Genomic DNA, 16,990 nt, shown 5'->3' on the forward strand with positions numbered 1-16,990 from the left:
CTCACGTCACTTTTCAGCCAGCTTGTCATCCAGATAAAGCTGCAAGGTCTTCGCCGTGCCTTCTTGCCACAGCGTCTTCAATGCATGGGCGAAGCGTTTACGGAAAAGCGCCGATTCGGCAACCTCCCCGAAGATGTCGTCGAGGGCAAGGAAGGCCATCGGGTCGTCCTTGGCCTTGATGGCGGCCGCCTGCAGCCGCTCGGCGCTGGCGTCGTTGAAGACTATTTCCTTGCCGCTGTCGGAGGTACCGTAGAAATAACGGCACCACAGTGCCGAAACCAGCGACAGTCCGACGATATCCTCGCCGCGCGACAGGCGGTCGGCGGTAGAGGGCAGGATGAATTTCGGCTGGCGGTTGGAGCCGTCCTGCGCGAGGCGCGGAATGGTATCGCCAATCTTCGGGTTGAGGAAACGCCGCTCGATGAGGCCGAAATATTCGCCAAGATCGGTATCGGGAACGGGCGGAATGACCGGGATGATCTCGTCCTTTTCGAGCTTGGCCAGAAACGCCCGGATCAGCGGATGCTCCATGGCCTCATGCACGAAATGAATGTCGAGCAACGCTGCCGGATAGGCGATTGCCGCGTGGCCACCGTTCAGGATGCGGATCTTCATGTGCTCGTAGGGCGCAACATCCTTGACGAACTGAACGCCCGCTTTCTCGAGCGCCGGACGGCCTGCGGGGAAATTATCCTCCATCACCCATTGCTTGAACTCCTCGCAGAAGACCGGCCAATTATCCTCGATGCCGAAATCGTCACGGGCAATATTGCGTTCACGCTCACCGGTGGCGGGCGTGATGCGGTCAACCATGGAATTCGGAAAGGCGACGTTTTCGCCGATCCAGTTGGCGAAGGCCGGGTCGGAAAGCGCTGCCAGTCCGACAACAGCATTTTTCGTGACCTTGCCATTATGGGGAATGTTGTCGCAGGACATGATAGTGAAGGGTGAAAGCCCTTTGTCGCGCCGCGCCTTCAACCCGGCAACGATGAAGCCAAAAACGGTTTTCGGAGCGGACGGGTTCCTGCCATCCTCGGCAATTGCCGGATGCTGCGGATTGAAGGAGCCGGAGGCATCGATGAAATAACCGCCTTCGGTGATCGTCATCGAGACGATGCGGATTTTCGGATCGGCGAGCGTATCGATGGTGGCCTGGGTATCGCCAACCTTCAGAATGTCGATCATCGGCCCGGTGACGCGCGCGCCGGTGCGATTATTGTCCTGCTCCACGACAGTGGTCAGGAAATCCTGTGCGGCAAGTTTTTCGCGCATCGTGGCATCGGAAGGCAGAACGCCAGCGCCGATGATGGCGAAGTCGTGGTCCGCACCGGTGTTGAACAGGTCATCAAGATAGACCGCTTGATGGGCGCGGTGGAAATTGCCAACGCCGAAATGCACGATGCCAGCGGATAGATCATCCCGGGAATAGGCCGGAACAGCTGCCGTCTTTCGGGCTTCGTCAAGCGTTGCGAGGGAGAGTTTGCATGTCATGTCACGATCCTCGAAGGGGAAACGTTGGTCGTGCCGATCGCCCTCTTGCCGGGCAATCAACCTGTCGGAGCACCGCCTGCGACCACAGGGCAGTCAGGCGGCAGAACTTTCGGAGTTGCCTCCCCCTAGATCGCGATGCCCTTGTCATCGAATCTGTGGATTTTGGTCTCATCGGGTGTGATGAAGACGGTATCGCCGTGTTTGCATTCGAACTCACCGTCGGTCCTGGCGGTGATGGGTCCGATGCCTGACACCTCGAGATGCAGGAACGTATCCGATCCGAGATGTTCGGCAACGGTGACCTTGCCCTGCCACAGGCCGCTTTCTTTCGACAGCACCAGATGTTCGGGCCGCACGCCGGCGGTGGTGGCGTTCTTGCTGCGGGCGAAGTCGCCGGTGATGAGGTTCATGCGCGGCGAGCCGATGAAGCCGGCGACGAACAGGTTGGCGGGCGAGCGGTAAAGCTCCATCGGCGAGCCGACCTGTTCGATATTGCCGCGGTTGAGGACGACGATCTTGTCGGCCATGGTCATGGCCTCCACCTGGTCGTGGGTGACATAGATCATCGTCGTCTTCAGCGTGTTGTGCAGCTCGGAGATTTCCAGCCGCATGGTGCCGCGCAGCGCCGCATCGAGGTTGGAGAGCGGCTCGTCGAACAGGAAGGCTTTCGGTTCGCGCACGATGGCGCGGCCGATGGCGACGCGCTGTCGCTGGCCGCCCGACAGCTGCGAGGGCCGGCGCTCCAGATAATCGGTGAGGTTGAGAATGCGGGCGGCATCCCCGACCTTCTTGTCGATGACGGCCTTGTCGAGCTTGGCCATCTTCAGCGGGAAGGCGATGTTGTTGCGCACGCTCATATGCGGGTAGAGCGCATAGGACTGGAACACCATGGCAAGGCCGCGCTCGGCCGGCGCCTTTTCGGTGGCGTCGTTGCCGTCGATGACGATTTTGCCGCCGGAGACGTCTTCCAGCCCGGCGATCAGCCGCAAAAGCGTGGACTTGCCGCAGCCGGACGGGCCGACGAAGACGACGAACTCGCCGTCGTTGATATCCAGATCGATCGACGGGATGACTTTCGCCTCACCGAAGAGCTTGGACACGTTCTGAAGGGAAATGCTGCCCATGTTTGTCGTTCCTTATTTCACGGCGCCAAAGGTCAGGCCACGCACGAGTTGTTTCTGCGAGAACCAGCCGATGACGAGAATGGGGGCGATCGCCATCATCGAGGCGGCCGAGAGCTTTGCCCAGAACAGTCCCTGCGGTGAGGAGAACGAGGCGATGAAGGCCGTCAGCGGTGCTGCATTGGTGGTCGTCAGCCGGATGGTCCAGAAGGATTCGTTCCAGGCAAGGATGACGTTCAGAAGCAGCGTCGAGGCAATGCCCGGCACCGCCATCGGGGTCAGCACATGCACGATCTCGTTCCAGAGCGATGCACCATCCATGCGGGCGGCTTCCAGAATCTCGCCGGGGATTTCGCGGAAGTAGGTGTAAAGCATCCACACCACGATCGGCAGGTTGATGAAGGTGAGCATGACGGTGAGCCCGATGCGGGTATCGAGCAGGCCGGCATTGCGGAAGATCAGGTAGATCGGCACCAGCACCGCCACCCCCGGCATCATCTTGGTGGAAAGCATCCACATCAAGATGTCCTTGGTGCGTTTGGTCGGCGAGAACGCCATCGCCCAGGCGGCGGGAATGGCGATGATCAGCGCGATGATGGTCGAGCCGAGCGACAGCACGACCGAGTTCATGAACGGCTTGAAGTAATCGCGCTGGGTCTGGACGGTGATGTAGTTTTCGAGCGTACCCGATGGAAGGAGGCTGAAGCCTGCGATCGCCTCCGGCTCGGTCTTGATCGAGGTGAGGAAGGCGTAAAGGATCGGGAAGAACAGCAAAAGCGCCACGGCCCATGCCGCGATGGAAAAGCCGATCTTTGCGCGTGTGGTTGTCTTGCGGGCCATGATCGGTTCTCCTTAACGGTCCAAATTCTTGCCAACGGCGCGCATCAGGAAGATGGCGACGATATTGGCGAGCACGACGGCGATGATGCCACCGGCCGAAGCGCCGCCGACGTCGTAGCCTAAAAGTGCAGTGCGATAGATGAGGAAGGCAAGGTTGGTGGAGGCATAACCCGGGCCGCCATTGGTGGTGACGAGGATTTCCGCGTAGACGCCGAGCAGGAAGATCGTCTGGATGAGGATGACGACGGTGATGGCGCGGGCAAGATGCGGCAGGGTCAGATAGATGAAGCGGTTGACGAAGTTGGCGCCATCCATCTCGGCCGCTTCCTTCTGCTCGCCATCGAGCGATTGCAGGGCGGTGAGCAGGATCAGCGTGGCAAAGGGCAGCCATTGCCAGGCAACGATGATGATGATCGACAGCAGCGGAAACTGCGCAAACCAGTCGACCGGTTGCAGGCCGAAGAAACGCGAGAGATCGGCAAGCACGCCGTATCCGGGATGCATGATCATGTTCTTCCACACCAATGCTGCGACAGGCGGCATGACGAAGAAGGGCGAGATGATCATGATGCGCACGATGCCCTGGCCGAAAATGTCATTGTCGAGAAGCAGCGCAATGGCGATGCCGCCGATGACGGTGATCAGGAGTACGCCGACGACGATCAGCAGCGTGTTCCAGATCGACTGGAAGAAGGCCGGGTCGGTGTAGAAATACTGGTAATTGAACAGACCCGCAAAGCTGACATTGGCCGGGTTGAGGAGATTGTAGTTCTGGAACGAGAACCACAACGTCATCGCCAAAGGCACGATCATCCACACCAGCAAAAGCAGAACCGAAGGCGCAAGCATCACCCGCGCTAACCCGCTCGTGTTTCGTGTTGCCATTGCACTAACCTCCCCTTGGGCTCGGGCAGCACGACATGCGCCCGGCATATCCGGAAGAACCGGCTCATTCTTGTTTTGATTTGAAAGATATCGAAGCCGCCTGGCGGTCTTCGGACCGCAGGGTCGCTGCCCGGCACACAGGCCGGACAGCGATCTTCGGGAGGATTACTTGATGTAACCGGCGCGGGTCATTTCGCGCGTTGCAGTCGACTGGGCGCTGGCAAGCGCATCATCGACGCTGGACTGACCGGCGACAACCGCCGAGAACAGCTGGCCGACCGTGGTGCCGAGCGCCTGGAATTCAGGGATCGCCACGAACTGACCGCCTGTGTAAGGCACGGGCTTCACGGTCGGCTTGGTGATGTCGGCGGCATCCATGGCGGCAAGCGTGGGCTTGGCGAAGGCGGCAGCCTTTTCATAGTCGGCATTCTTGTAAAGCGAGGTGCGGGTGCCCGGAGGCACGTTTGCCCAGCCTTCCTTGGAAGCGACAAGCGTGGTGTAGTCTTTGCTGGTTGCCCAGGAGATGAACTTTTCAGCGGCTTCCGCCTTCTGCGAGCTCTTCGGGATCGCCAGGTTCCAGGACCACAACCAGTTGCCGTGGTTCTTCAGTTCGCCATGCGTCGGGAAGAGCGCATAACCGACCTTGTCGGCAACTGTCGAATCTTTCGGGTTCGACACGAAGGAAGCAGCAACCGTGGCGTCGATCCACATGCCGCATTTGCCCTGCTGGAACAGCGTCAGGTTTTCGTTGAAGCCGTTGGAGGAAGCACCGGACGGGCCTGCATCCTTCATAAGATCGACGTAGAACTGAAGAGCACTCTTCCATTCCGGCTGATCGAACTGCGGCTTCCAGTTTTCATCGAACCAGCGACCACCAAAGGAGTTGGTCAGCGCGCTGATGAAAGCCATGTTCTCGCCCCAGCCGGCCTTGCCGCGCAGGCACATGCCGTTGATATCCGTCTTGCGGTCGGTAATCTTGCGAGCGGCATCACCGATGAATTCCCAGGTCGGGTTGTCAGGCATCTTCAGGCCAGCTTTTTCAAACAGGTCCTTGCGATACATGATCATCGCGGATTCGCCATAGAAAGGCGCTGCGTAAAGCTTGCCGTCAGCGGAAAGACCACCGCGGATCGCCGGCAGGATGTCATCGACGTCGTATTTGTCGCCGAGCTTTTCGAGCGGCAGCAGCCAGCCCTGCTTGGCCCAGATCGGCACTTCATAGTTGCCGATGGTCATGATGTCGTATTGGCCGCCATTGGTGGCGATATCGGTCGTCACGCGCTCACGCAGGACGTTTTCCTCAAGCGTGACCCATTCCACCTTGATGTCAGGGTTCTTTGCCGTGAAGTCGGAGGTCAAACCCTGCATGCGGATCATGTCGCCGTTGTTGACGGTGGCGATGGTCAGCGTTTCGGCGGAAGCAAGGGTCGAAAAGGCGAGTGCCGAGCACGCGCCCAGCAAAATGGTCTTCAATGTCATATCTTCCTCCCAGAAGAAATTTATGAGCATTCGCTTTGCTCTGGAGCATTTACTCACCGACAGCGGAAAAATGTCAAGCAACATCCTGTGCTGCGGCGCACATGGAAAAATCAAGCCATTGATTTTGATGAATTAATTTTTGCTCAATGCGTGAGCAAATATTCACTTGTCGCTTCGTCGGTGATGAGACCGTTCAAAAGGCCGCCCCGCAGTGCCGCGAGAATCGAGGCATTCTTGCGCGCGCCCTGCGCCATGCCGATGACCGTGCAGGTCTCTCTGGAAGGGATGGGAACGGAGGCGACACGCTCATTGACGGAATGCTCGAGAATCGTGCCATCGGCGTCATATACCCAGCCGCAAATCTCGCCGATAGCACCGCCGGCCATCAGGGCCTTCATCTCATCGACACCGAGGAAACCATCAACGCAGAGCGGTGCGTTTTCGCCGAGTTCGCCGACGCCGACGAAGGTGACATTGGCGGCTGCACCCAGCGCCAGTGTGGAGCGCACCATGGACTGGTCGTGCAGCAGCTCACGTTCCTCAGCAGACGAGCAGAGAACCGGCAGCGGCATCGGAAAATGCCGCGCCTTGATGGCGTCCGCCATGCTGAAGATGACGTTGTAATAGGCCGCCGAGCCATCCGGCCCGATATTGCCCGTCAGCGACACGATGCGATGCTGCGGACACTCCATCGGCGGCAGTTGATCCACAGCGGCCTTGAGCGTTCGGCCGGTGCCGATGGCGAGTACGATCGGATCGGCATTTTTAAGCCAGCGCTCGATTTCCGCCGCACCGGCCTCGGCAATGCCAACTGTGGAGGAACCGCCGGCCGGATCGCTCGGCACCACTTCAATATATTTAAGGCGGAACTTCTCTTTCAGACGTTCGGCCTTTTCGAGACAGGCGGCGATGGGATGATCAAGCCGAACCTTGATCAGCCGCTCGGCGACGGCCAGCGACACCAGCCGCTGCGCCGACTGCCGGGATATGCCCATGGCAGCGGCGATCTCATCCTGTGTGCGGCCGGCGACATAATAAAGCCAGCCGGCGCGTGCCGCATCGTCCAGCCGTCCATGTGCGTCGTTCCGTCTGGCCATGCCGCCGCCCTCTAAGAATTATGCTCGAGCATTTGCTGGCATTTTTTTGTGTTGGCTGTCAAACGGCGGGATGTGGAAGTGGGTGTTCGGTGGATTAAAATCATCCAGCTCGGCGGGGCGGCATATTTCTCTTCTCCGCCGGGGAGAAGGTGGCCCGAAGGGTCAGATGAGGGGGCTAGCTCGCGGTTTATCACTGCCCTCGCCCCCTCATCCCGCTTCCGCGGACTTCTCCCCGGCGGGGAGAAGAAACAAGCGGTGACCGCTCGGTCCCTCGAGAGAGCTCAGCCCGAAGCCAGCACCCTCATTCAAGCCGCTTCCTGCACCAGATGCCCGGCAGACACCTCGCGATAATGTCGCTGCGGCGGCACGTAATCCACCGGACGGATCGGGCTCTTGATCTCGTCCGTCGCCATGTTGCGCCTGATCTGGCGCCGGGCCGGGTCCGGCACCGGAACGGCCGACATGAGCTTTTTCGTATAGGGGTGCTGCGGATTATCGAAGACGGCGGCGCGTGGGCCGATCTCCACGATCTCACCGAGATACATCACCGCGACGCGGTGGCTGACACGCTCCACCACCGCCATATCGTGGGAAATGAACAGGAAGGCGAGGTTGAGGCTCTGTTGCAGGTCGAGCAGCAGGTTACAGACCTGCGCCTTGATAGAGACATCGAGCGCCGAAACCGCCTCGTCGGCCACGATGACCTTGGGGTCGAGCATTAGCGAACGGGCGATGGCGATACGCTGGCGCTGGCCGCCGGAAAACTCATGCGGGAAACGCCGCATCATATCCGGGCTGAGGCCAACCTTCTCCATCAGGTCCGCCGCCTTTTCACGGGCCTGTGCCTTCGGTCCAAGCCGGTGCTCGATGAAGGGCTCCATGATCGCCGTGCCAATGCTCATACGCGGATCGAGGCTGGCGAAGGGGTCCTGAAAGATCATCTGCACGCTGCGGCGCATGGTACGCAACGTCGTCTTATCGAGTTTCATCACCTCGTAACCGTCGAGAGTGACATTGCCGGAGGTCGGCTCGATCAGCCGGGTGATCGACCGCCCGGTGGTGGACTTGCCGCAGCCCGATTCACCAACCAGCGATAACGTCTCGCCTTCAGCCAGATCGAAGGAGACTTTCTCTACCGCGTGCACGGCACCGGACTTGCGACCGAGAAGACCGGAGCGGATATCGAAGCGGGTCGTCAGGTCCTGCACCGAAAGAATCGGCGTGCGACCACCGGAAACCGTGTTCCTGACCTCTTCGACCGGCTGGCTTTCGCCGGTCTTGATATCGATGATCGGGAAACGCGCGGGCAGCACCCGCTCCTTCATCGAACCGAGTTTCGGCACAGCCGACAACAGAGCGCGGGTGTAAGGATGCTGGCCGCGATGAAAGATGTCATCCGTCGTGCCGGTTTCAACCACATCGCCGCGGAACATGACGATGGTGCGATCCGCCACCTCCGCCACCACGCCCATATCATGGGTGATGAACAGGACCGACATGCCCTCCTCTTCCTGCAATTGCTTGATGAGGTCGAGAATCTGGCCCTGAATGGTGACGTCGAGCGCCGTCGTCGGCTCGTCCGCAATCAGGAGTTTGGGCTTGGAGGCAAGCGCCATGGCAATCATCACGCGCTGGCGCATGCCGCCGGAAAACTGGTGCGGATAGTCGTCGAAACGGCTGGCCGCATTGGGAATGCGGACTTTTTCCAGAAGACGGATGACCTCGGACTTTGCGGCAGAGGAGGAAATATCCTGGTGCACGGTCAGCGCTTCAGCAATCTGCTTGCCGATCGGAAAGATCGGGTTAAGACTGGTCATCGGCTCTTGGAAGATCATCGAAATGTCCTTGCCGCGAACCTTGCGCATCTCCTCTTCTGGAAGGGCAAGCAGATCGCGCCCGCCGAGCATGACCTTGCCCTCGATGCGGCTCGTTTTCTTATCGAGAAGCCGCATGATGGACAGCGACGTCACGCTTTTGCCCGAGCCGCTTTCACCGACGATCGCGACCGTTTCGCGCGGCGCAATGTCGAAACTCATGTTGCGGACCACCGATTTCCAGCCGCCATCAACGCGGAAGGACGTGGTGAGATTTTGAACCGAAAGAACCGGGCTTACCGAACCGCCGGTCTGTTCCATGGACGTTGCCGCCAAAAGCATGCCGATCTCCTGAAAAGCGAAAGGCGGCCATCAAGGCCGTCTGATGTCTTACGCAGCAAGCGCGGTTTCGGCCATCGAAACCCAGTAGCTGATACCGTAAGGCAGGGCTTCGTCGTTGAAGTCGTAGGCGGCATTGTGCAGCCCGGCCGTGTCGCCGTTACCGATGAAGATGAAGGCGCCGGGGCGGGCTTCCAGCATATAGGAAAAATCCTCCGCCCCCATATGCGGGTTGGGATTGGTGTTGACGGCATTGGCACCGGCGACGCCCATCGCTACACCGGTCGCAAATTCGGTTTCGTCTGCATGGTTGAAGGTGACGGGATAACCGCGATGGTATTTCACCTCCACGGTCGCACCATGTGCCATGGCGGTGGCGGCCGCCACTTCCTTCAGGCGCTTTTCGGCGAAATCACGGGTTTCCGGCAAAAGGGTGCGCACCGTGCCTGTCAGCGTCACCGAACCCGGAATGACATTGACCGCCGTGCCGCCATGAGTGGTAGCAACGGTGACAACGAGCGATTTCAACGGATCCGTCTCGCGTGAGACGATGGATTGCAGGGCGATAATGATATGCGCCGACGTCAGTACCGGGTCGATGGAAAGATGCGGTGCGGCTGCATGGCTGCCCTTGCCGGTGACGACGATTTCAAAGCTGTCGGCCGCGGCCATGGTAGAGCCCTTGCGGATGGCGAATTGGCCGACCGGAATGCCGGGCTCGTTATGCATGCCATAGACCTGCGAAATGCCGAATTTTTCCATCATGCCGTCGTTCAGCATGGCAAGAGCGCCAGCACCGCCCTCTTCGGCCGGCTGGAAAATGACCGCGAGGGAACCCTTGAAATTGCGGGTCTCGGCCAGATATTGCGCCGCGCCCAGAAGCATGGCGGTGTGCCCGTCATGGCCGCAGGAATGGGCCTTGCCCGGCGTCTTCGATGCCCATGGCTTGCCGCTGGTCTCGAGGATCGGCAGCGCGTCCATGTCGGAGCGGAAACCAATGGTCGGGCCATCCCCGTGACGGCCCCTGATGATGCCGACCACACCGGTCTTGCCGATGCCGGTCTCGACCACATCGCAGCCGAAGGATTTCAGTTTTTCGGCCACGAATTTCGATGTTTCGAAGACATCATAAAGCAATTCCGGGTGCTCATGCAGGTGGCGCCTCCAGCCAGCCACGTCTTCCTGCATTTCAGCCACACGGTTCAATATCGGCATTCTGTTTTTCCCTTTTTTTGTTCCCCGCCGGGTTGTCGGAAAACATATTGCATTTGGAATTTCTTCTTTTGCAAGCGTGAAATTCGCAATATGCGCGAAAAATAGGCCCAAACTTCAATGGCTTATTTTTTGTTCAACACCAAGACATTAGGACTTGATTTTAAAAAAAACTAACAATAGCATCACCACGAATGGGGATTATTTCCTAGCAAAGTCAGATACTTAAGAAAACAGACTTTGCTCTCGACGTCGGGAAAAGCGTCAAACATTCAAATAGATAAAATCCAAAAAAGGGGAAAACCACGATGAAGAAGCGCAATGTTCTCTTTGCCAGTACGGTGGCGGCGATGGCCTTGGCAGGCTCTGCCGCCCATGCCGAGCGCGGCAGTGACGGCGAACTGAAAATCCTGTTCTGGCAGGCCGTATCGACGCTCAATCCCTATCTTTCGGGTGGCACGAAAGAGATTTACAGCTCATCCATCATCATCGAGCCGCTGGCTCGCTACAACGAAAAAGGCGAGCTGGTGCCGACGCTGGTGAGCGAGATCCCGACAGTCGACAATGGCGGCGTCGCGAAAGATCTGCTTAGCATGACCTGGAAGCTGAAGGGCGGCGTCAAATGGTCCGATGGCACGGCTTTTACAGCCGATGACGTGGTATTTACCTGGAAATATTGCACGGCCCCAGATGGCGGCTGCGCGCAGGCGGCACAATATGAAGGCGTCAAAAACGTAGAAGCCATCGATGCCCACACCGTGAAGGTCAGCTTCACCGAGCCGAAACCCTATCCCTACTCCGCCTTCGTCGGCGCGCAATCGCCCGTGATCCAGAAAAAGCAGTTCGAAAACTGCGTTGGCGCGGCAGCTCCCGGCTGCACCTCGGCCAATTTCGGTCCGATCGGTACGGGGCCTTTCGTGGTCAAGGATTTCAAGCCGAACGACGTCATCAGCTATGTCGCCAACCCCAATTATCGTGATGCGGCCAAACCCGCATTCGCCACGGTTACGCTGAAGGGTGGCGGGGATGCGGCATCCGCTGCACGTGCGGTACTTGAAACGGGCGAATTCGACTATGCCTGGAACATGCAGGTGGAGCCGGAAATTCTGGCGACCATGGTGGCCGCCGGCAAGGGCAAGCTGGAAACCGCCTTCGGCACGCAGGTCGAACGTATCAATCTCAACTGGTACAATGCCGATCCCGCTTTGGGAGACAAGCGCTCCACCAAGGAAGGCGGCCCGCACCCGGCCCTTTCCGATCCGGCCGTGCGCCGCGCGCTATCGCTCGCCATCGACCGTGATATCATCGACGAAGCCGGTTATGGCGAAGCAGGCAAACCGACCTGCAATATCGTACCCGCACCGGAAGCGGTCGCATCTACGAAGAACGATAGCTGGTGCCTGAAGCAGGATATTGAAGGCGCCAACAAGCTGCTCGACGATGCCGGCTGGGTGAAGGGTGCAGATGGCATCCGTGCCAAGAATGGCGTGAAGCTTTCCTTCCTCTACCAGACCTCCACCAATTCTGTTCGCCAGGCGGCGCAGGAACTGGTGAAAGACATGTGGTCACAGATCGGCGTTGCGGCTGAACTGCGCAATGTCAGCGCCTCGGTCTTCTTCGGCGGCGATCCGGCAAGCCCCGACACCTTCCAGAAGTTTTATGCCGACGTCGAGATGTACACCAACAACTTCGACGGCACCGACCCCGAAAAATATCTGGCGGAATGGCTTTGCGACAAGATCCCTGCCCCCTCAAACGGCTGGCAGGGGCAGAATGTTCCGCGATATTGCAACCCGGAATTCGACAAGCTGGTAAGCGTCCTGTCCAAGACGACCGACTTTGCCAAGCGTGCAGAAATCGCCAAGCAGTTAAACGACATGCTGACGGAAGAGGGTGCACATATTCCACTCATCCATCGCGGCAACGTCTCCTCGCATTCGCTGACGCTGGAAGGCGTTCGGATGAATGGCTGGGACTCCGAACTCTGGAACGTCGCGGACTGGTCTCGCAAGAAATAACACGCAGATGTGCCGGCCTCTTTGCAAGGGGCCGGCCTTTTGCATGCCCGTGGACCATGATCTGAAGACTTAGTTGCAGCGTCGTTGCGAAAAGGCTCTCGATTTTCGTCTCGCCGCGCTCTGGGTCTGGAAAGTTTCAGATGTTTACCTTTACCCTCCGGCGGCTTGCCTTTGCCGTACCGACCCTGCTCGTCATCAGCTTCGTGATCTTTGCGCTGCTTGATCTCGCGCCCAACGACCCGACCGGCGACCTGCCGCTCACCATTCCGCCAGAGGTGCGTGAGCAGATCCGCGCTTCGCTCGGCCTCGACCAGCCCTTTTTCATCCGTTACCTGATGTGGCTGCAGCAGTTCTTCATCAACGAACCGCTCAACCTCTTCGAAAAGCTGACCGGCTGGCAGATCGGCGATGGCAGCCGCATGCGGGTGCTGTCCTGGGCAACGCGCAGCCCGGTGGTCGATCTCGTCATCCAGCGCATGCCGCAGACGCTCTGGGTGGTTGGCCTCGCCTATCTTTTCGGCGCCCTCCTGGCGATCCCGATCGGCGTCATTTCCGCCTATAAGCAATATTCGATCTTCGACCAGATCGGCACGTTCGTCTCGATGGTCGGTTATTCGGTTCCCACCTTTTTCACCGGCGTGCTGCTGGTCGTGATCTTCAGCTCCTATCTGCAATGGTTCCCATCCGTCTACGACACCAACCTGCAGGTCAGGGACTGGACGAGTTTCGTAGCGCAGGTGAAACAGATGTTCCTGCCGGTGCTGGTGCTGACGCTCTACAATGTCTCGCAGATCAGCCGCTTCGTGCGCGCCTCCATGCTCGACAACCTGCATCAGGACTATGTGCGCACCGCACGCGCCAAGGGCGTGAAGGAGAAGTCCGTCCTCCTCGTTCACGTTCTGCGCAACAGCCTGATCCCGGTCGTCACCGTCATCGCACTCGGCGTGCCGACGATCTTTTCCGGCGCCATCATCACCGAGCAGATTTTTCGGGTAAACGGGCTTGGCCAATTGCTGATCGTTGCCGTTCAGGGCGCGGATATTCCGCTGGTGCAAACACTGACCTTCATTTTCGCGGTGCTGATCGTGCTCTTCAACCTGATTGCCGACGTGCTGTACGGCATTCTCGACCCGAGGATCCGCTATGACTGATGCCACAATTGCAGCACCAACGGTTGCAGCGACGCCCGTCAAATCCGCCCTCGCCGATATCTGGAAACAGTTCCGCGTCCACAAGGGCGGCGTGGCGGGGCTCTTCGTCTTCACCTTCATCCTGCTTGCGGTCTATGTCGGGCCCTATATCCACACCGTGGCGCCCAACGCGATCAATGTGAAGGCGCGAAACCAGTGGCCATCGCTGGCGCATCCGTTCGGCACTGATAATCTCGGCAAGGACATGCTGGCACAGGTGCTGGCAGGCGGGCGCATCTCGCTCGCCGTGGGCATCACTGCCATGCTTCTGGCACTGTTTCTCGGAACGTTGGTCGGGGTGTTATCGGGCTACTTCCGCAGGCTGGACGGACCTTTGATGCGGCTGACCGACCTGTTTCTGGCGCTACCGCTTTTGCCGCTGTTGCTCGTCATCCTGATGCTGTTTCGCGACACGCTGCGGGCGGCCTTCGGGCCGGAAACCGGGATCTTCATCCTGATCGTCTTTGTGATCGGGATAACCAGCTGGATGCATACCGCCCGCATCGTGCGCGGTGATGTGCTGACGATCAAAAGCCAGGAATTCATCATGGCTGCGAAATCGAGCGGCATGCGCGAATACCGCATCATCCTCAGGCATATTCTGCCGAATGTGCTGAGTTCCATTATGGTCTCGGCCACGCTCGGCATCGCCGCCGCCATCATCACGGAATCCGCCCTCTCCTTCCTCGGCCTCGGTTTCCCATCGGATTTCCCAACCTGGGGACGGCTGCTGTTCGACGGTGCGAACTTCCTGCAACTGACGCCGTCGCGCGTGTTATGGCCGGGGCTGGCGATTTCGCTGACTGTTCTGAGCGTTAATTACATCGGCGACGCGGTGCGCGATGCGCTCGATCCTCGGGCGTTGAAGAACTGAGAAGATATGCGAAAGAGGGGGAACCCTCGAACCATTCCCACGTCATCCTCGAGCTTGGCCCGAGGATCTAATCACGTCGAAAAAAACGATATGTCGGCAGATCATCGGGACAAGCCCGAGGATGACGTCGAGTATACTGGACCACCTAGTGATAATTCACCTTTTCAGCATCCAGAATGCTGTCCGCATCCAGCGCCGCAATCGGAATATCTGTCCGTACCGGAATATCGCCGGAAAGCTGAAGCGCAAGATAACGCCCGCAGCAGACCCGCAAAAACGAGGTGAAGTTGCCGAGATCATGCCCGGCATCGATCGATTCATTGTAGAGCTTGGCGATGAGCTGCACGCTGTTCATGCTATCCCGGCGCGCGATCTCGTCCAGTGTCGTCCAGAAGAAATTTTCAAGCCGCACACTGGTCACCATGCCATCGATCCTGAGCGACCGTGTATGGCTTTCCCAAAGTGTCGGGTCTGCCTTTATGAAAAGCTTGCACATGGTTTCCTCCCTCACCACGTTCCAAAACATAAGCGGAAAACGGGGCCGGCAAAAGCCCCGTTTCGCTGGTCTTATTTGCCGAGCACCGCCATGAATTGCGAAAGCCATGCCGGATGCGCCGGCCAGGCGGGCGCCGTTACCAGCTTGCCGTCGGTGACGGCGGCATCGATGGCGATGTCGGCATAGGTGCCGCCTGCCTGTTCCACCTCGGGGCGGCAGGCGGGATAGGCCGAGCAGGTACGGCCCTTCAGCACGCCGGCGGCGGCCAGCAATTGCGCACCGTGGCAGACGGCCGCCACCGGCTTGTCGGCTTCGAAGAAATGTTTCACCGCCGCCAGCACTTCGGGATTGAGGCGGAGATATTCCGGTGCGCGTCCGCCCGGAATGACCAGCGCATCGTAATCTGCCACCTTGATATCGGCGAAGGTAGCGTTGAGCGCGAAATTATGGCCACGTTTTTCCGAATAGGTCTGGTCGCCCTCGAAATCATGGATGGCCGTGGCGATGGTCTGGCCCGCCTTCTTGCCGGGGCAAACCGCGTGGACGGTATGGCCGACCGCAGCCAAGGTCTGGAACGGCACCATGGTCTCGTAATCCTCGGCGAAATCGCCGGTGATCATCAAAATCTTCTTCGGCATGTCTGCTCCTCCCGTTTTTGAATGCCTTTCAGCACCCTAACAGGCCCGGCGGAGATGCGGGTATTATGGCAATACTACATGTCCAGAAAGGCGCGATCAGCGACGCTGCGGCGGCTCCGGCCAGCGTCGCACCCCACCGCCCCAATTCTCGAACGCCTTCGAAAGCCGGAGCACGAACAGGTCTTCATAACGCGGGCCGACGATCTGCAATCCGATGGGCATGCCGGATGTCGAGAAGCCGCAATTGATCGAGGATGCCGGCTGTTCCGACATGTTCCACGGCACGGTGAAGGCAATATGTTCGAAGGGCCGCGCTGGGTCGTTGGTGGGCGAGGCCCAGTCTGCCGGATAGGAGACAATGGGATTGACGGGCGAAATCACCACATCAACCGACTGCATCAACCGCCCGCAGGCCTTGCGCATTTCCATGGTCTGGTTGAAACCGAAAACGGCACGCGCACCGGAAACGTCAGCCCCCTTTTCCGCCCATTCGAGAATATAGGGAAGGATCGTGGCACGACGCTCGGCGCTCAGCGCCACCATGTCGCCCCAGAATTTTGCCCGCCAGAAATCGTCAAGCCCATCCAGCATCTCCCGTGTCAGCACCGGCTCGACCGGAATGACGATAGCGCCCGCCTGTTCGAAAAGTTTCGCCGCCGCCACCACCGCGTCGCGCACCTCTTCATCGAGCGGCAGGCCGCAGCCAGCATCCAGCATCAGCCCGATTTTCAGGCCCTTCACATCGATATCGAGATCCATCCAATCGATGGCGTTCGGGGGTAACGATGTGCCGTCGCGCCAGTCCGGGCGGGAGAGCGTTGCCATGGCGCAGGCGGCATCGGTGACCGTGCGGGTCATCGGCCCGGCGCAGCGGCCGGTATAATAGGGATCGACGGGTATGCGACCCTGGCTGGGCTTGAAACCGAACAGCCCGGTCCACCCGGCCGGCAGCCGCACCGATCCACCAATATCCGTGCCGACATGCAGCGTGCCATAACCCGCGGCACCCGCCGAGGCCGCACCGGCACTGGAGCCGCCGGGATTCTGTGTCGGATCCCAAGGGTTGCGGCTGAGCTTGTGGAAGCTGGACAGGCCGGAAGAGAGCATGCCGTAATCCGGGCAGGTTGTCTTGGCGTAGAGGATAGCACCATCCTCGCGGCAGCGGGCTGCCACCGGCGCGTCTTCCACCGCCGGCACCAGTTCCACCGCCTTGGTGCCGAGCGGCACGGGATGGCCTTTTGTGGCGATGAGTTCCTTCAGCGAGACCGGGAGCCCATCAAGCGGGCCAAGCGTTTCGCCGCTCTGCCAGCGCTGCGTCGAGGCTGCGGCCTGCCTGCGGGCATCCTCCGGGTCATAGGCATAAAGCGCGTTCACGACAGGCTCGAAAGCCTCGATGCGCGCTTCCACCGCCTGCCAGTATTCCGAGGGCGACAGCTTCTTTTCCCGGTAAAGCGCCAGAATTTCGAGCGTGTTGAGGTCTATGAGATCGGTCATGG

Annotated in this window: 14 protein-coding genes; 3 read left to right on the forward strand and 11 right to left on the reverse strand. The window is 59.4% G+C overall.

What is annotated here, in order from left to right; all coding sequences use genetic code 11:
- Positions 1 to 6: 6 nt before the first annotated feature.
- The 8 genes from GSF67_RS16680 to GSF67_RS16715 all read right to left on the reverse strand — a co-directional run bounded on the left by GSF67_RS16680 (position 7) and on the right by GSF67_RS16715 (position 10,281).
- Entirely contained in the window at positions 7 to 1,491 is a 1,485-nt protein-coding gene (locus GSF67_RS16680) for a mannitol dehydrogenase family protein (RefSeq protein WP_035214505.1), read from the reverse strand.
- 125 nt (positions 1,492 to 1,616) lie between these two features.
- A complete protein-coding gene (locus tag GSF67_RS16685; protein WP_128822053.1) occupies positions 1,617 to 2,615 on the reverse strand; it encodes an ABC transporter ATP-binding protein in 999 nt (332 codons plus the stop codon).
- Positions 2,616 to 2,627: 12 nt separating this feature from the next.
- Positions 2,628 to 3,452 carry a carbohydrate ABC transporter permease gene (locus GSF67_RS16690; protein WP_006313219.1) on the reverse strand — a complete coding sequence of 275 codons (825 nt, stop codon included), beginning with the start codon at positions 3,450 to 3,452 and terminating at the stop codon, positions 2,628 to 2,630.
- Positions 3,453 to 3,464: 12 nt separating this feature from the next.
- A complete protein-coding gene (locus GSF67_RS16695; RefSeq protein WP_035215471.1) occupies positions 3,465 to 4,337 on the reverse strand; it encodes a carbohydrate ABC transporter permease in 873 nt (290 codons plus the stop codon).
- Positions 4,338 to 4,502: 165 nt separating this feature from the next.
- Positions 4,503 to 5,816 (reverse strand): sugar ABC transporter substrate-binding protein, encoded by a 1,314-nt coding sequence (locus tag GSF67_RS16700; protein ID WP_080814536.1) that lies wholly within the window; start codon positions 5,814 to 5,816, stop codon positions 4,503 to 4,505.
- Between the two features lie 143 nt (positions 5,817 to 5,959).
- A complete protein-coding gene (locus GSF67_RS16705; RefSeq protein ID WP_006313245.1) occupies positions 5,960 to 6,913 on the reverse strand; it encodes a sugar-binding transcriptional regulator in 954 nt (317 codons plus the stop codon).
- Positions 6,914 to 7,218: 305 nt separating this feature from the next.
- A complete protein-coding gene (locus tag GSF67_RS16710; protein WP_006313239.1) occupies positions 7,219 to 9,069 on the reverse strand; it encodes an ABC transporter ATP-binding protein in 1,851 nt (616 codons plus the stop codon).
- A 48-nt stretch (positions 9,070 to 9,117) separates the two neighbouring features.
- A complete protein-coding gene (locus tag GSF67_RS16715) occupies positions 9,118 to 10,281 on the reverse strand; it encodes a M20 aminoacylase family protein (protein WP_006313238.1) in 1,164 nt (387 codons plus the stop codon).
- Positions 10,282 to 10,586: 305 nt separating this feature from the next.
- Here GSF67_RS16715 and GSF67_RS16720 point away from each other — a divergent pair, with 305 nt between their 5' ends.
- The 3 genes from GSF67_RS16720 to GSF67_RS16730 all read left to right on the forward strand — a co-directional run bounded on the left by GSF67_RS16720 (position 10,587) and on the right by GSF67_RS16730 (position 14,360).
- Complete coding sequence (locus tag GSF67_RS16720) at positions 10,587 to 12,296, forward strand: peptide ABC transporter substrate-binding protein (protein ID WP_006313237.1); 1,710 nt, start codon at positions 10,587 to 10,589, stop codon at positions 12,294 to 12,296.
- Positions 12,297 to 12,436: 140 nt separating this feature from the next.
- Positions 12,437 to 13,447 (forward strand): ABC transporter permease, encoded by a 1,011-nt coding sequence (locus GSF67_RS16725; RefSeq protein ID WP_006313236.1) that lies wholly within the window; start codon positions 12,437 to 12,439, stop codon positions 13,445 to 13,447.
- On the forward strand, positions 13,440 to 14,360 hold the full coding sequence (locus tag GSF67_RS16730) for an ABC transporter permease (RefSeq protein WP_006313234.1): 921 nt from the start codon (positions 13,440 to 13,442) through the stop codon (positions 14,358 to 14,360). The genes GSF67_RS16725 and GSF67_RS16730 overlap by 8 nt, the downstream gene beginning before the upstream one ends.
- A 145-nt stretch (positions 14,361 to 14,505) precedes the next feature.
- Here GSF67_RS16730 and GSF67_RS16735 read toward each other — a convergent pair whose 3' ends face one another.
- From GSF67_RS16735 to GSF67_RS16745, 3 genes are all read right to left on the reverse strand, one after another.
- Positions 14,506 to 14,856, reverse strand: a complete 351-nt coding sequence (locus GSF67_RS16735) for a ribbon-helix-helix domain-containing protein (protein WP_006313233.1) — start codon at positions 14,854 to 14,856, stop codon at positions 14,506 to 14,508.
- Between the two features lie 71 nt (positions 14,857 to 14,927).
- On the reverse strand, positions 14,928 to 15,494 hold the full coding sequence (locus tag GSF67_RS16740; protein ID WP_006313232.1) for a DJ-1/PfpI family protein: 567 nt from the start codon (positions 15,492 to 15,494) through the stop codon (positions 14,928 to 14,930).
- 96 nt (positions 15,495 to 15,590) lie between these two features.
- The gene (locus tag GSF67_RS16745) at positions 15,591 to 16,988 is read right to left on the reverse strand and encodes an amidase (RefSeq protein WP_006313231.1); all 1,398 of its coding nucleotides are present in this window, start codon (positions 16,986 to 16,988) and stop codon (positions 15,591 to 15,593) included.
- Between the last annotated feature and the right edge of the window lie 2 nt (positions 16,989 to 16,990).

This window comes from Agrobacterium sp. CGMCC 11546 (assembly GCF_013365515.1).
Classification (GTDB): domain Bacteria; phylum Pseudomonadota; class Alphaproteobacteria; order Rhizobiales; family Rhizobiaceae; genus Agrobacterium; species Agrobacterium fabrum.

What these genes read in the sequence shown, in the direction of transcription:
- GSF67_RS16710 (WP_006313239.1), bottom strand. Translation starts at nt 9,069, where the DNA reads ATGCTTTTGGCGGCAACGTCCATGGAACAGACCGGCGGTTCGGTAAGC.
- GSF67_RS16695 (WP_035215471.1), bottom strand. Translation starts at nt 4,337, where the DNA reads ATGGCAACACGAAACACGAGCGGGTTAGCGCGGGTGATGCTTGCGCCT.
- GSF67_RS16680 (WP_035214505.1), bottom strand. Translation starts at nt 1,491, where the DNA reads ATGACATGCAAACTCTCCCTCGCAACGCTTGACGAAGCCCGAAAGACG.
- GSF67_RS16700 (WP_080814536.1), bottom strand. Translation starts at nt 5,816, where the DNA reads ATGACATTGAAGACCATTTTGCTGGGCGCGTGCTCGGCACTCGCCTTT.
- GSF67_RS16720 (WP_006313237.1), top strand. Translation starts at nt 10,587, where the DNA reads ATGAAGAAGCGCAATGTTCTCTTTGCCAGTACGGTGGCGGCGATGGCC.
- GSF67_RS16735 (WP_006313233.1), bottom strand. Translation starts at nt 14,856, where the DNA reads ATGTGCAAGCTTTTCATAAAGGCAGACCCGACACTTTGGGAAAGCCAT.
- GSF67_RS16740 (WP_006313232.1), bottom strand. Translation starts at nt 15,494, where the DNA reads ATGCCGAAGAAGATTTTGATGATCACCGGCGATTTCGCCGAGGATTAC.
- GSF67_RS16705 (WP_006313245.1), bottom strand. Translation starts at nt 6,913, where the DNA reads ATGGCCAGACGGAACGACGCACATGGACGGCTGGACGATGCGGCACGC.
- GSF67_RS16745 (WP_006313231.1), bottom strand. Translation starts at nt 16,988, where the DNA reads ATGACCGATCTCATAGACCTCAACACGCTCGAAATTCTGGCGCTTTAC.
- GSF67_RS16690 (WP_006313219.1), bottom strand. Translation starts at nt 3,452, where the DNA reads ATGGCCCGCAAGACAACCACACGCGCAAAGATCGGCTTTTCCATCGCG.
- GSF67_RS16725 (WP_006313236.1), top strand. Translation starts at nt 12,437, where the DNA reads ATGTTTACCTTTACCCTCCGGCGGCTTGCCTTTGCCGTACCGACCCTG.
- GSF67_RS16730 (WP_006313234.1), top strand. Translation starts at nt 13,440, where the DNA reads ATGACTGATGCCACAATTGCAGCACCAACGGTTGCAGCGACGCCCGTC.
- GSF67_RS16715 (WP_006313238.1), bottom strand. Translation starts at nt 10,281, where the DNA reads ATGCCGATATTGAACCGTGTGGCTGAAATGCAGGAAGACGTGGCTGGC.
- GSF67_RS16685 (WP_128822053.1), bottom strand. Translation starts at nt 2,615, where the DNA reads ATGGGCAGCATTTCCCTTCAGAACGTGTCCAAGCTCTTCGGTGAGGCG.